10 protein-coding genes are annotated in these 14,669 nt (G+C 46.0%); 5 read left to right on the top strand and 5 right to left on the bottom strand.

The window, feature by feature from the left end; genetic code table 11:
• Positions 1 to 41: 41 nt before the first annotated feature.
• Complete coding sequence (locus IV64_RS13815; protein ID WP_057707974.1) at positions 42 to 596, bottom strand: cysteine hydrolase family protein; 555 nt, start codon at positions 594 to 596, stop codon at positions 42 to 44.
• 273 nt (positions 597 to 869) lie between these two features.
• Between IV64_RS13815 and IV64_RS13810 the strand changes: the two genes are divergently transcribed.
• Positions 870 to 5,030 (top strand): SpaA isopeptide-forming pilin-related protein, encoded by a 4,161-nt coding sequence (locus IV64_RS13810; RefSeq protein WP_162261266.1) that lies wholly within the window; start codon positions 870 to 872, stop codon positions 5,028 to 5,030.
• A gap of 126 nt (positions 5,031 to 5,156) precedes the next feature.
• Here the strand turns inward: IV64_RS13810 and IV64_RS13805 are convergent, their stop codons facing one another.
• A complete protein-coding gene (locus IV64_RS13805) occupies positions 5,157 to 7,163 on the bottom strand; it encodes a Na+/H+ antiporter (RefSeq protein WP_057707971.1) in 2,007 nt (668 codons plus the stop codon).
• A gap of 195 nt (positions 7,164 to 7,358) precedes the next feature.
• Here IV64_RS13805 and IV64_RS13800 point away from each other — a divergent pair, with 195 nt between their 5' ends.
• The 3 genes from IV64_RS13800 (at position 7,359) to IV64_RS13790 (ending at position 10,264) form a co-directional block, all read left to right on the top strand.
• Positions 7,359 to 8,378 (top strand): Gfo/Idh/MocA family oxidoreductase, encoded by a 1,020-nt coding sequence (locus tag IV64_RS13800; RefSeq protein WP_057707969.1) that lies wholly within the window; start codon positions 7,359 to 7,361, stop codon positions 8,376 to 8,378.
• Between the two features lie 158 nt (positions 8,379 to 8,536).
• The gene (locus tag IV64_RS13795) at positions 8,537 to 9,475 is read left to right on the top strand and encodes a LacI family DNA-binding transcriptional regulator (RefSeq protein ID WP_057707967.1); all 939 of its coding nucleotides are present in this window, start codon (positions 8,537 to 8,539) and stop codon (positions 9,473 to 9,475) included.
• Positions 9,476 to 9,493: 18 nt separating this feature from the next.
• On the top strand, positions 9,494 to 10,264 hold the full coding sequence (locus tag IV64_RS13790; RefSeq protein ID WP_057707965.1) for a Cof-type HAD-IIB family hydrolase: 771 nt from the start codon (positions 9,494 to 9,496) through the stop codon (positions 10,262 to 10,264).
• Positions 10,265 to 10,370: 106 nt separating this feature from the next.
• Here IV64_RS13790 and IV64_RS13785 read toward each other — a convergent pair whose 3' ends face one another.
• On the bottom strand, positions 10,371 to 10,820 hold the full coding sequence (locus IV64_RS13785; protein ID WP_057707963.1) for a MarR family winged helix-turn-helix transcriptional regulator: 450 nt from the start codon (positions 10,818 to 10,820) through the stop codon (positions 10,371 to 10,373).
• Positions 10,821 to 10,977: 157 nt separating this feature from the next.
• Between IV64_RS13785 and IV64_RS13780 the strand changes: the two genes are divergently transcribed.
• Complete coding sequence (locus IV64_RS13780) at positions 10,978 to 12,363, top strand: DHA2 family efflux MFS transporter permease subunit (protein WP_057707961.1); 1,386 nt, start codon at positions 10,978 to 10,980, stop codon at positions 12,361 to 12,363.
• 149 nt (positions 12,364 to 12,512) lie between these two features.
• On the opposite strand, the gene IV64_RS13775 is transcribed toward IV64_RS13780, so the two are convergent.
• Together IV64_RS13775 and IV64_RS13770 are read right to left on the bottom strand one after the other, a co-directional pair.
• Positions 12,513 to 13,376 (bottom strand): ribonuclease H family protein, encoded by an 864-nt coding sequence (locus tag IV64_RS13775; protein ID WP_057707959.1) that lies wholly within the window; start codon positions 13,374 to 13,376, stop codon positions 12,513 to 12,515.
• Positions 13,377 to 13,503: 127 nt separating this feature from the next.
• A complete protein-coding gene (locus tag IV64_RS13770; protein ID WP_057707957.1) occupies positions 13,504 to 14,460 on the bottom strand; it encodes a nucleoside hydrolase in 957 nt (318 codons plus the stop codon).
• Positions 14,461 to 14,669: the final 209 nt, after the last annotated feature.

Below are 14,669 nucleotides of genomic sequence, written 5' to 3'. Positions count from 1 at the left end.
TCAGAAATTTTAAAATTTCTGAATCCTTATTTTTATTAGGCTTAAACGATGGTGGCTCCGAGCGTGTTTTTAAAGTGACGCAGTGCCCAGTCGTGTCCGGCGGCGTCAAAGCTCGCGACGGCATTTTCGTGGATAACGAGTTGATAGCCTAAGTTGTAGGCGTCGACGGCAGTATGTAAAACACAAATATCTGTGCAGACCCCAACTAAGTGCAGGGTGTCGACGTGGCGTTCTCGTAAACGCAGATCAAGATCAGTTCCGGCAAACGAACTGTAACGGGTCTTGTCGAATTGCCAAACGGTTGCTTCATCTTGGTGTTCGGCGTACCAGTCTTTTAAAGGCCCGTATAGCTCACGTCCCCAAGTGTTACGAACGTTATGGGGCGGAAACAGTTTGCTTTCGGGATGGTACGGATCGTTGGGCGTATGGACGTCGGTTGGCAATAGGACCCAGTCACCCGCCGTACGCATTTGGTCGGCTAACGTCACGATGGGCGTTGCAAGCAGTTGCCCTGGTTGTCCGCACGTGAGCGCGCCTTGGTCAGCGACAAAGTCATTGGTGTAATCGATGATTAGTAAGGCTTGTTTCGATGGCATAAAAAATCCTCCTAAGTGGTCACACTGAGATAGAGAACCCGCAGTTGGGTTTTCTTAGTCCTCAATGTATAAGTTGGTTCAGAACTTGTCAACTGTTTGGACATCCAGTGAATACGTTTTTTTTATGTGGTCGTCAAAATAACAGTTGATTGGATTGACAATATTCTGTTTCAATCATTGTTATGCTCATGCAATTGGGATTATAATTAATTGGTTAGGTTAACCTCTGATTGACCTTAACCTTCAATCTCATTATAGAAGGGAGGGAAAATGATGAAATTAGATAATACGAATCAACGCTTTAAAGCTTTTTTAGCGGGGACAGCAACGTTGCTGACTTTGTTAGCAACCAATGCCACCGCCGCTAAAGCAGATTCAACGGCGACAACTGCCGCTAAATCAACTGTCGATGCAGCATCAGTTTCAAGTGAAAAGTCAACGACACCAGCAAAGAAAGTTGTCCTGTCAACGCGTAGTTCTACTAAAAGTAGTGCAACGTCAAGCAGTTCTTCAACGCCAGTGTCGACTAGCCAGAGCAGCAGTTCTGCAAACTCGAGTTCAACTTCATCCGATACGACGGGTAAAGCGAGCTCTTCTAGTAGCAGTGCTGCAAGCTCAAGTTCAGCTTCGTCTGATACGTTGGATAAGGAACAATCTTCCAGCAGCAGTTCCGCACCTCAGGATAGCAAAAGTGATTCGGTTAAAGTGCAAACTAAAGCTAAATCAGATAATGCTGAAAATAGTAAGCAACAGACGGTGACGCAACAATATTCGCCCGTCACGACTAGTCAAAAAGGGTCGCTTAATATTCTACCCAAAGCTAGTTTAATGAAATTAAGCTACAGTAATCTTGCTGCTTTAGCAGCCCAAGCTAAGTTTGCAGTTAATGGACTTTCAGCGGATGATGCTACTGTGACGGATAGCAAGGGTAACAAGTATAGTGCGAGTGATGCGCTCAGCCTCTATTCAAACTATTTGGTAACATATAATTGGTGGATTGATGATGGTGTACCAGTCAAAGATGGGGATACAGCGCCGGTAAAATTGCCTGACAATGTTCTAGCTACTATTGGTAGTACTGCGGTAGACGTGACTGATAACGCTGGTGTATCAATTGGAACTTTTTCAATTGCTAATGGCGCTCAAGATGGAACACTGACTTTTAACGGTAAGTTAAGTAACGTGTCTAGCCGGAAGGGAACGTTATCTATTTATGTATCTGGATCGGATCCTAAGGTTGGTGATGACAAAGCTAAAATTAATAAGGTTGGCTGGCCAATTAAAGTTGAGGATCAAACGTATATGCTATGGCAAGTAGTTGTGAATATTGGTGGCGAAGCGTGGAACAATGTCACGGTTGTTGATCAACTAGGCCAGTATCAGACTTACGGTACTAGTGATGATGACCATGTTACCTTTGAAAGTGGTGACTATATTGGCGGACAATTTGTTCCAAATGAAGCAGTTGGAGATCAGGGTAAACTTGGTACCTACAGCTTTAAGGATAAAAAATTTACACCTGCTAAGGACATATCAGCTACAGCTATAAGTGTGACCACAAATGGTAATCAGATGACCATCAGTTTAGGAAACATTACTACTGCTATTAATATTTTTTATGAGGCTTCAATTGAGCCTGACCAGACCTATGCTAACAATGCAAGTGCCACCTATACACCAGCCGGTACGACTGATCCAGGAGATGGTGGAACTACCACTCCTGGAGAAGGCGGAACTACCACTCCTGGAGAAGGTGATGACAAACCCCAAACTGTTAATTCGAATCCTTCATATCATTATGGTGCTGAAGGTTCAGCAGATTGGAAGACTTATGACTTGATTGTGTATAAGAATGATAGTACAACCGGGGCTGCAGTACCGGATGCTGTTTATGAATTACAAACAGCTGATGGTGTTGTTTTGCAAACTGGTTTAAAGACTGACGAAAGTGGTCGAGTGGTGTTTGCAAACTTGGCTGCCGGAAGGTATTTGTTAGTTGAAAAGGTTGCACCTAAGGGCTACTTGTTAGACAAAACGTCACGTGAAATTACGATTGTTGCTCCGTCTGATGGTACGACTAATACCTATCTCGTTACACAAACAGTTTCTGATGATCCAATTCCAACGACGAGTTTGGCGGTTAAGAAAGTTTGGGTCAACGCTCCGGAAGTGACACCAAATGTCACAGTGACCTTGTATCTGAATGGTAATCCAACTACACAAACTTTGACTTTGACTCCTGAAAATAAATATCAAGGGTCATTCGATAATTTGCTAACTAGTGACGCTAAAGGCACTCCTTATATCTACACGGTGCAGGAATCTGCATTGGATGGCTATGAAGCCAGTCAAGCTACGGTCGGCAATACGGTTACACTAACGAACGCTTATCGGACGATTACAGTCAATAAGACTGATGAGTCTGGTCATAAGTTAGCTGGTGCAATCTTTACGCTGACGGATGCTGATGGTAAGCAGGTTGCTGAGAAAACAACTGACGAAAATGGTCAAGTTGTTTTTGCTAATCTAAAACAAGGTACTTATCAGGTCCAAGAAACTAAAGCACCTGTAGGCTATACCGTGAATTCTGATATTAAGAACGTTACTTTGGATAGTCAAGTTAACTATCAAACAGTGACGGTTACGGATGCTGAGATTAAAGGTAATCTGACGGTGCTCAAAGTTGATAGCGCGACTGGTACCAAATTAGCTGGTGCGACCTTTGAACTGACGGATGTAGCGGGTAACGTGGTAGCGGGAACAACTGATACTAACGGCCAACTTATTTTTAAGGATTTAGCCTTAGGAACGTACACCTTAGTTGAAACGTCTGCGCCTACTGGTTATCAACTCAATACGACCTCACAAGCAATTGTGATTTCTGCTGAACAAGCTGACCAGACACAAACAGTTGTGGATGATGCGATTAAGGGTCAACTAACGATTACTAAAGTTGATCGTGTGACTGATGCCAAGTTGGCCGGTGCGACCTTTGAATTGAAGGATGCAGCAGGTAACCTGGTAGCAACGGGTATGACTGATGCTAGTGGTCAACTTATTTTTAAGGACTTAGCCCTTGGCACGTATACCTTGGTTGAAACGTCTGCGCCTGCTGGTTATCACATCAGTACGACCTCACAAGAAATTGTGATTTCCTCTGAAGCGGCTAACCAAGCACAAGAGGTTGCGGATGATGCGATTAAGGGTCAACTAACGATTACCAAGGTTGATCGTGTGACTGGAACCAAATTAGTTGGTGCGACCTTTGAATTAAAGGATGCGGCAGGTAACTTGGTAGCAACGGGTACAACCGATGCTAATGGCCAACTTATTTTTAAGGATTTGGTCTTAGGCACGTACACCTTAGTTGAAGCAAATGCACCTGCTGGTTATCGAGTTAGCGAAAAGTCACAAGAAATTGTGATTTCTGCTGGACAAGCTAATCAGGAACAAACAGTTGCGGATGATGCGATTAAGGGTCAACTGACGATTACCAAAGTCGATCGTGAGACTGGAACTAAATTAGCTGGTGCGACCTTTGGATTAAAGGATGCAGCGGGTAATGTGGTAACAGGCACGACCGATGCTAATGGCCAGCTTGTTTTTGATAATTTAGCCCTTGGTACGTACACCTTGGTTGAAACGTCTGCGCCTACTGGTTATCAAATCAGTGCTAAGTCACAAGAAATTGTGATTTCCGCTGAAGTAGCTAACCAGACGCAAACAGTTGCGGATGATGCAATTAAAGGTCAATTAACGATTACCAAGGTTGATCGTGAGACTGGAACCAAATTAGCTGGTGCGACCTTTGAATTAAAGGATGCGGCAGGTAACTTGGTAGCAAAAGGCACGACTGATGCTAATGGTGAACTCACCTTTAAGGATTTAGCCTTAGGCACGTACACCTTAGTTGAAACAGCTGCACCTGCTGGTTATCAAATCAGTACGAAAGCACTAGAAATTGTGATTTCCGCTGAAGTAGCTAACCAGGAACAAACGGTGGCAAATACGTTAATCCCGACTACACCGACGAAACCGGTAATTCCGACAACACCGGAAGAACCAAAGACGCCGACGAAACCGGTAATTCCGATAACACCGGAAGAACCAAAAACACCAATAGTACCGCAAACACCTGAAACACCTGAAACACCTATGAAACCAACTACGCCAGGTCAACCGGTGCAACCAGATCACGTGATGCCTTCACCAACGACACCAGTTGTTCCGGAAACGCCAGTTAAACCAACCGCAGTGACTATTGCAGTCACGCCAGCGGTGGCTCAGATAAATATGACGCCTAAAACAACGCCACGTAAAGCTGCGCAAACATTGCCACAAACTGATGAATCTGAATCAGTTTGGTTAATGGTAATTGGTTGGCTAATGTTCTCGTTAGTCGGCTGGTTTGGAATTCGGCGCCGACGCGCTTAGCTCAAAAACAGTCTATTAGGAATTGAAGTGCCCCATAATTGTTAGATCAGCAATTCTAACAATTATGGGGCACTTTATTTTTTAAAATAAAAACCATCCGCCGGTTTGACGAATGGTTAAGCAAAATCAATCTGCGTTGACGGACTGTAAATATACGAGTTGGTCGGTTGAAATTTGTTCGTAGAGTTGGTTTCCTAGTTCAGCACTGTATTTTTTGGTGCCGATTTGGCTTTGAATAAAGTTGTATTCTAGTTGGAACGCCTCAATCAGCATCTCATTTTGGTCCTTCTGAGAATCTCGATTTCCAGATAGGCGACGGTGGCGTTCATCATATGCCCGCCGAACAATCCCAATGGCTTGCTGGTTATCCGGAGTCGTGTGACTCGTTAGAAATTGACGAACCGCCGCGTAGGGTTGTTGCTCGACCGTTCGCAGCTGTGTCCACATCTCCATTTTGCGAGCAGTCAACTGTTCGCGGGTCTGGCCAGCGCGCGGTTTGTACTGGTGAAGTTCCTTGCGGCGTGCACGGGCCCGTTGATTTCGCGACCATTTACCAATCACCATGAATTTGAAGAACAAACCGAATCGTTGCCAGAAAGTTCGTTGATTGTGTAGCCGGGTATTGCTAGCAACTTGCATGTAGCGTTCGGCCAGTTCATCTGACACTTTACCCTGTGCGACCATCTGGTCAATGGTTTGCTGTTCAATGGTGTAGGTCTGATCAAATAATTCGGTCAGCTGTGAACGTTTGGGGCGTCCGTCTAAAGCCCGTTGTCCCTCTAAAATCATGGTGACTTGGCTGGTTGTCGGGTTATCGCTGTGACTGTTTTGTAGCCTTGTGATAGCGTCGGCAACCATTTCGGACTTAGCCGTTGCTAGTTCCGCTTCAGTGACTTTTTCAACTTGTTTTGGTAAGGTCAGTGGCAACCAGATCGTTGGCACTAGCAAGCTCGTCAGAATGACGACTGCCGCTACGAAGATAATATCGTTACGGTAAGGAAAGGCGGCCCCGTTTAAGGTTAGGGGGAGTGAAAAGGCCATGGCCAGTGTAATGGTTCCGTGGACCCCGCTTAAGGCCACTACAAAGGCGTTGCGCGTCTTTTCGTGGTTGTTCCATGCGCGAATCCTGGCTAGGTCAAACCGCAGCCACAAGAAGCGAACGAAGGTCATTAAAACGTAGAGCAAGATTCCGAGGCCAATCAAGACGGCGACGGAACCGGTATCACGTTGTTGTAGGTGACTGATCACGCTTGGTAATGAGACACCTAAAAGGACGAAGACGATTCCGTTCAAGATACTGGCCACAATCGACCAAGTTGTGGTCATGACAATTTGTAACCGGGAAGTCGTTAAGCGTAACCGTTCAGACTGAATCCCGTGAATCAGTCCGGTAGCGACGACCGCTAGAATTCCAGAAACGCCAATACCTTCAGCTAAAAAGTAAACGACGAAGGGGGTCAGTAGTGTGTAGGGCACGATTACGGAAGGCGTATCGACCCGCATGTTGATGAGCATAATTCGACCCGCCACAATGACGTAGCCAAGAAAGAGTCCGACTAAGATCCCACCGACAAAGACGTAGAAAAAGTTGCCAATTCCATGCCACACGGAAAATTGACCGGTAATTAGCGATGCGATGGCCAAGTTAAACGCAACGATACCGGATGCGTCGTTAAACAAGGATTCGTTTTCCAAGGTGTCCATCACCCGGCCTGGAACGGCAACCTTAGTCGTAATTGACGAAACGGCAACGGCGTCGGTCGGCGTAATGATTGCACCAAGCGCGAGTGCCAAAGCTAGTGAAAATTGTGGAATCAGTAGGTGAGTCGTGCCCCCAACGATGAGGATGGTCACCATGGCTAACACGACTGCCAGCGATAAGGTCGTGCCAAAATTGCGGCTGAGCTTACGAATACTGGTATTTTGACCATCATTGAACATGAGGACTGAAATAATGACGAAAAGGAAGATCTCGGGTTCCAATTCAAAGTTTTGATAAAGTGGAATTAAAGATAATAATAAGCCCGCACCAATTTGTAAAAAAGCAACTGGAACTAGGTTAAAACGGGCATAAACGGCGTTAGCTGCAACGACGGCAGCGATAAGTAGTAGTACTAAAAAGACAGTTTGCACGCCAAAATTCCCCCTTGATTAGTTAGTTTATTTAATTTTACTCCACTTTGGAACGACAAGACATCATCTGCACAGCGAATGGCTTAATAATTTACTTGCCAGTAATCGAAAAAAACAAGTTAAGTGAAATCATTTGGTTTGTGGTGGCAACACCGTATAATTAACTTATCAACTTATATTGGGGGAATAATCAACATGTTAACGATTGCCTACATTGGTAACGGTAAGAGCGCCAACCGTTACCACTTACCATTTGCATTGAAGCTTAAGGATAAGATCAAAGTTAAAACCATCTATTCGCGTTCTGGACGCCAGGATTGGACGCCAATCGATGGGGTTCATTACACGACGGATATCAATGATATTTATAATGATCCAGAAATCCAATTAGTGGTTGTCTCAACGCCCAGCAAAACGCACTTTAGCCTCGCTAAAGACGTTTTAAATCATGGTAAAAATGCGCTGGTAGAAAAGCCGTTTACTGAGACCGTCGCGGAAGCTAAGGAACTATTTGACTTAGCTAAGCAGAAGAACTTGTTAGTCGAATGTTATCAAAATCGACGGTATGACTCGGATTATTTGACCATGCAAAAAGTCATCGCAGGCGGCCGCTTAGGTGACTTACTAGAAGTCGAAATGCATTTTGACTATTTCCGGCCGGAAGTACCTACCAACGTGGACCATTTTTCATTGGATACTAGTTACCTTTACGGGCATGCGTGCCATACCCTAGATCAAGTGATTGCTTACTTCGGGCATCCCGATGACGTCCACTACGACGTTCGCCAATTGTTAGGTGCCGACCGGATGAACGACTACTTCGACATTGATCTTTACTATGGTGCGTTGAAAGTCTCCGTTAAATCGAGTTATTTCCGTATCAAGCCGCGACCCAGCTTTGTGGTTTACGGGAAAAAGGGCATGTTCGTCAAGGCGGACAAGGATCGCCAAGAGGCCGATTTAAAACGTTTCTACATGCCAAACCACGCGGACTTTGGGGTTGACCAACCGGAAAACTACGGCACGTTGACGTACATGGATGATGCGGGTCAGTATCATGAAGAAAAAGTGGTTTCAGAAGTTGGGGATTACTCACGGGTTTACGATGACCTTTATGAAACCATTGTGAATGGCCGCCCTAAAGTCGTGAAGGATGACGAAACTTTGTTACAGATTCAAATGTTAGCGACCGGTATCAAGCAGTGCCGTCGTTAAGTGTCAGTTTCTGACTGGAAAAAATGGCCGATTCTGGGCGATAATTTAATTAATTGGTAAAAAACACTTGACCTGGGACCGGTTTCATAAATTATGGTAATTTTATGAAACATCCCAGGTTTTGTTATGGAATGATTAAAGAAGGGGGAGCGGTTGTTGTGACGAATATTCATGACATTGCGCGGTTATCAGGTTGTTCAGTTTCAACAGTCTCGCGGGTGATTAATCATCAGAAGTACGTGGCCGATGATAAGCGGGCAAAGATTGAAGCAATTATGCAACAGTTGGATTACGTTCCTAACCGGGTCGCGCGCGACTTGAGTAATGGTCAAACCAAGACGATTGGTGTCGTATTACCATACGCGAACCATCCGTATTTTGCACGGGTCATTGACGGCATTGTTGGGGCGGGCTTTTCAGCGGGGTATAAAATTACGTTGCTACCGACGAACTACGATATGACCATTGAACGGCACTACTTGGAACAGTTGCGGGGGAAAGCGTATGACGCATTGATTTTCACTTCTCGGAGTAGTTCGCTAGATACGTTGGAGCGTTACCGCAAGTACGGACAAATCGTTTGTTGTGAAGATCCCGGTGATGAGCGGCAACTGGCCGCGGCGTTTACAGACCGGATGGCGTCCTACGTGTACGCGCTTAAGTGGGCCCAGACACAAGGCTATCAAACGATGGGTGTTGTGCTTAGTCGCAATAACGTGATTAGTGCAAGCACCCGGGTGACGCGCAGGGCTTACCAGGAAGTCTACGGTAAGCTCACGGACACTAATTTATTTACGGGTGCGGTCACTTATGACGACGGCTACCAGGCCGGGGCATATTTCGCAAAAGCTGAACACCCGGTCGATGCCATTTTTTCCAATGGGGATGATATCGGTGCGGGGATCCACCAGTACTTTGTGGATCAACACCAACCACCGATTCCAGTCATTGGACAAGAAAATTTACTTTCAAGTCGGTTGTTGCACTTCTCCACGATTGATCATCACTTGGAAGCTTTAGGGCAAGCCGCGTTTCGACTAGCCATCGGAACGAGTCGCACCCATGAATTGATCAAATCAGATTTTATTAAACGGTAAGTTGGAGGCATTTGAAACATGGTCGCAAAATTAGCAGTGTTCGATATTGATGATACGTTATTAAATAGTAAAAAGCAGTTGTTGCCCAGCACGATTGCCAGTATTCAAGCGTTAAAGGATAATCAGATTCACGTGGCAATCGCTACTGGACGAAACTTGGCCATGGCGCGGCCCGTTATTGAGGCGTTAGATTTAAGCGACTACGTTTTATGCAATGGTTCGGCAGCTTTTGCTGACCGTAAGCAAGTGCATCAACACACCTTGTCCCGTGAAAATTTGGCTAAGCTGATTCACGCTGCCGACCAGCAGTCCGTTGATATCGTGGTTGAATCGCTAGACGGGTTACATATTCACACGAAGCCGTCTGAGCTGACGGACTCGGTGCTTAATACGTTTAAAGCGCCAGAATTAGACTATGCGCCAGATTATTATTTACATCACGACGTTTACCAAGCGATGATGTTTTATCCTAAAGCGGTGGACGCCAAATTACCACATCCTGACGAATTCTCATTTGTTCGGTTCCACGAATGTGGAGTCGACGTGATTCCTAAGGTAGGTTCTAAGGCTCAAGGCATTGCGAAACTGGCGGCTGCCCTCAACGTTGCACCCGCAAACGTGGTCGCATTCGGAGATAATCAAAATGACCGCGAAATGCTACAGAGTGCGGGTACTGGGATTGCAATGGGAAACGCCGCGCCTGAGATTAAGGCGTTGGCGGACCTAACGACCACTGATTGTGACCATGATGGAATTGCTAACGGTTTGAAACAGGTTGGCTGGATTTAAGCGTAACATTTTTTTTAAATACGGCGACGTTGCCCACAATCATCAATTTAAAAGTAAAGTTTGGAGCTTGAATTTCGCTGCAATCAAAAAACGACTAACCAATGGGCTAGTCTTTTTTTGATTGCTCAGTTGCTTTTGCGGTAAAGTCCGTGCTGATTTGTGTTAGCTGAGTGTAGGTCGATTCAAAGGCGGGACCGAGTAAGTTCTGAATGCGGCGTTCACTAGCTTCAAAAAAGGCTTCGATTTTGGTGGCCAGTTGGCGTGCATTCGGCGTTAGCAACAGGCGTTTGTAACGGGCGTCGTTAGTGGCGGGGACGCGAATTAAAAGGTCCTTAGCAACCATGGTCGTCACTAGGCTGGAAGCCGTTGCCTTGCGGATATTAAATTCATGTTCTAGATCCCGTTGGAAAATATCTTGGGTGGTTTCATGGGCCGCAATGAAGTTGATCGTACTGATTTGCATGCCGGTCAACCCTAATTGTTTCGCAAAGTGATCTGAGTCACGAGATAAGGCATTATTGGCCTTTTTGATTGCAATCCCGATAGAACGTTCCATGCGGTGCATCTCCTTAATAGTTCGTTATTTAACTAATGTGCATTATAGGTAAACTAGTCTGGCAAGTCAACGTAAAATAGCCCTTTAAATTTTAAATGAGTGTGTTATACTAACTAATTAGTTCGTATTAGAACCATCAACTGTTAGGAGCTGAATTATGACAAAAAAAGTTGACTTAAAATTAATTCTCGCAATCGTGGCAACCGGGTTGCTGTCGTTTTGCGGGGTAATTGTTGAAACCGCGATGAACATCACGTTCCCAGTCTTGATGCGACAATTCAATATTGATACGGCTACGGTACAGTGGATGACCACGGCCTATTTACTGGTCGTTTCGATTATTGTTCCGATTTCGTCATTTTTAAAACGACGTTTTCGGACACGGACGTTGTTTGTGACGGCGAACTTGTTATTTATCGCCGGGTTAGTGATTGACGCCATTGCTGGCAACTTTTCGATGTTGGTATTAGGACGACTGATTCAAGGGCTAGGAACGGGGATCGCGTTACCGCTGATGTTCAATATCATTTTAGATTGGACGCCTGACCAGCAGCGGGGGACTTTGATGGGGATTGGGACGCTAATCACAGCCATTGCGCCCGCTTTAGGACCGACATTTGGTGGCCTTGTTGTCAGCGGTCTCGGTTGGCATTGGATTTTCATTTTACTACTGCCGTTACTAGTCGTGTCACTATTGTTAGGGTTATTTTCGATTCGGCAAGCGGCTCCCACTGTTAAAGCTGGCTTCGATGTTGCGGGATGGTTGGCAATTGTGGTGGTCTTTGTTGGATTTACGATGGCTTTTAGTCATTTGCAACAATTAGGGACGCAACCGTGGTTAGTGATTGGGTGGCTAGTCCTAGGGTTAATCGGACTAGCGGCGTTTATTTGGTTCACCCGGCGCTCAAAGCAGCCATTGATTAAACTAACGATTTTTAAAACGCGTTCCTTTGATTGGCATTTGCTAGGGTTCTTCTTAATTCAGATTAATGCATTGGGCTTAGCCTTTATCTTGCCAAACTACATTCAGTTGGTTAACGGCAAATCGGCCTTATTAGCCGGCTTATTTGTTTTACCCGGGGCGGCAATCGGCGCAATTTTTGCGCCTCTAGGGGGACGGATTCTGGATTCCTTTGGTGCCGCAAAGCCGATTTTAACCGGGAGTACAATTATTGCACTAGCCGTGGCCTTATTTACGGTGTTTGGGTTGCACTTAACGGGTGCGCTCATCTTAGTGCTGTATATCATCTTTATGGTCGGTATGGGACTGACGATGGGAAATACAATGACTAGTGGTTTAAGTCAGTTAAACGTCAAGCAGCAAGCTGATGGAAATGCGGTCTTTAATACCTTGCAACAATTTGCGGGAGCGACCGGGACATCGATTGTTTCGGCGGTCATCACCTTAGTCCAAACGCAAGCCAGTGGTAGTAATGCACATCGGACTGCACTGGGATCTGCGGCGGCTTTGGGTGTCTTACTCGTTTTGATCTTATTAAATCTGGTGGTGTTGATCAACGCAATGCGGACTCGTAAAGCATGATTGATTTTTCAGAACATGAGATAGTTACTAAGAATGAAGACAATTAGGATGGTAATGAAAAAACTCGTCCCTGTTTTAAGCAGGGGCGAGCTTTTTTGATGCTTGAGTGCAATAAGGTGAAATTTAAATCAGTTCGACAGCCGGAGCGGCTAATCCTGGTTAAGTCCAGCGTCTCGCAACATTTTCCGGATGGCGTCAACGGACTTCTTAGCGACGGCGGGGTCGGCCGGTTGAGCTGGCTTTTTAGGAGCAGGGGTACTAGGTGTCTTGGTATGGGCAGTGACCGTCGCCGTCGTTGTTGGTGCGGCTTGGCCGGGAACCATGTGATCCATAGTTTGGTTCAACAGGTGGTCAACAAAGACGTTGCCTTGATTGGTGGCGTGGCCCTTGGTCCAGTTGAAATTCAGGTGGTTAAATTGGGGCAGGAGTTGATCAACTTTTTGCCAAAGCTCGGCATTAACTAGGGGACCGGCACTGCGCTTCCATCCGCGCCGTTTCCACCCGGCAAGCCACCCCTTAGTGACGGCGTTTAGGACGTACTGTGAGTCTAATACGAATAGAATCTGAGTGTTGGTTTGGCCCAACTTCTGTAGCTGTTCCAACGCGCGTAAAAAGGCCATGATTTCCATGCGGTTATTGGTTGCGCCCCATTCGCCGCCGGAATCGGTTGCGAGTTGGTCGCTAAGTTCAATGCGGTAAGCCCAGGCTGCCCGGTCTTCTTGCTTGACGTGGCCACCCGCAACGTTCCCAGTATTACGCGAGCCCCCATCAGTGTAGACCGTAATGTCCGCTTTAATGGGGGGCGTTGCGGTCGTTGTGTGTGTACGGCTAGTACGTGACTTCTTGGTTGGTGTTGTCGTTTTGCCTTGCATGAAGGCTTGTGCTTCCGCTTCAGTGGCAAAACTCTTGTATTGAGCTTGCGAAAAGCCGGTGACCTGTTTTTGGGTTTCTGCCCAGGTCCGGTAGATGCCCGGTTGTTTTCCTTGCCGAACGGCGTAGTATTTTTGTGCCATTATGATGCCCACTTTCAAATCGTTTTAATTCAATTTACCACGTTTAGCGCTTGAGGTAAAAATAACACCGTCCCACCAGCCAAATTTTGACGGTGGGACAGTGTTATTTTGGTTTTAAATAGTGATGTTAGTTCTTTTTAAAGAGGGTGGTTAAGTAGGTCATAAAGGTCTTCAAGTAACGATCTTTATCCACTGTTAAGGCAACCGTCACGTTGGTTGGGTCGTTGAGTCGGGCCGGGTCGCCAATGGTTCGGCCGTAGTCAACACCTTCTGCTTCAACGAACATGTTGAGGTCTAACGTGGTGACGAAGCTAGGGTCTAAGGCAACCCCGACGGCTAATGGATCGTGCAAGGCACAGCCGTGTAAATCGGGACTGGTGACTTCGTAAGCGGCGATGTAGTAGTCCACGATGTCGGCAAACTTAGCACCCGCAGTAGTCTTTAAATCACGCCATTGTTGCGTTTCGTGTTTGGTTAACAAGGTCCGCAACGTGACGTCTAATCCGACCATGGTCAAGTTTAAGTCACTGGTGAAGACGTCGTTAGCTGCTTCTGCGTCTTGGTTGATGTTTGCTTCGGCAAAATGGCTGACGTTACCAGGAACGGTCAGCGCACCACCCATGAGAGTGACATTACCAATCGTTGTCGCGATATCTGGTGCCTTTTTGAGCGCTGCGGCTAAGTTGGTTAGCGGACCAGTTGGCACTAACGTGAGGTCGGCACCATACTGGTGAACGGCATCGATTAAGAAGTCCACGCCGGACTGCGTTTCAACGGCACGTTTAGGTGCTGGCAAATCAACTTCGCCAATCCCGTTTTTTCCGTGAATCTGTTGTGAAATCGCCATAACGTCGAAATGTTCGGTCGTACTGGAATGTGGTTCACCTAGAAAGACTGGAACATCGGTTGCGCCAAGTAATTCCAAAATCCGTAAACTATTGTCGGCCGCTTGTGGAACGACCACGTTACCGTATGAACTAATGATCCCAATTAAATCAACGTCGGGAGCGCCGACCGCGTAAGCAATTGCCAGTGCGTCGTCGATCCCCGTATCCAAGTCTAAAATCATTTTGCGTTTTGCCATTAGTAACATCCTCCCTGATTAGGTATTCACCGTATTGGTAACCTTGGTAGAACTATGATTTAATTGTAAACGTTTCAGACGGCTGTGACAACGGTTGACTGCGAATTACCAAGCGGATAAAACTAGCAATTGTTCGGATTATGAAACCGGGGAATGACTGGTCAAAATGTAATCGCTGCCTTATACTTACAGTCAAAGTAAATTGATTA

The organism is Lactiplantibacillus xiangfangensis, from assembly GCF_001438845.1.
Taxonomy (GTDB): domain Bacteria; phylum Bacillota; class Bacilli; order Lactobacillales; family Lactobacillaceae; genus Lactiplantibacillus; species Lactiplantibacillus xiangfangensis.
The sequence above is the reverse complement of the archived record's forward strand: the minus strand, read 5'-3'. Positions and strand labels throughout refer to the sequence as shown.

Coding starts and splice junctions, on each gene's coding strand:
- IV64_RS13780 (WP_057707961.1), top strand. CDS start 10,978: ATGACAAAAAAAGTTGACTTAAAATTAATTCTCGCAATCGTGGCAACC.
- IV64_RS13800 (WP_057707969.1), top strand. CDS start 7,359: ATGTTAACGATTGCCTACATTGGTAACGGTAAGAGCGCCAACCGTTAC.
- IV64_RS13815 (WP_057707974.1), bottom strand. CDS start 596: ATGCCATCGAAACAAGCCTTACTAATCATCGATTACACCAATGACTTT.
- IV64_RS13775 (WP_057707959.1), bottom strand. CDS start 13,376: ATGGCACAAAAATACTACGCCGTTCGGCAAGGAAAACAACCGGGCATC.
- IV64_RS13785 (WP_057707963.1), bottom strand. CDS start 10,820: ATGGAACGTTCTATCGGGATTGCAATCAAAAAGGCCAATAATGCCTTA.
- IV64_RS13790 (WP_057707965.1), top strand. CDS start 9,494: ATGGTCGCAAAATTAGCAGTGTTCGATATTGATGATACGTTATTAAAT.
- IV64_RS13810 (WP_162261266.1), top strand. CDS start 870: ATGAAATTAGATAATACGAATCAACGCTTTAAAGCTTTTTTAGCGGGG.
- IV64_RS13770 (WP_057707957.1), bottom strand. CDS start 14,460: ATGGCAAAACGCAAAATGATTTTAGACTTGGATACGGGGATCGACGAC.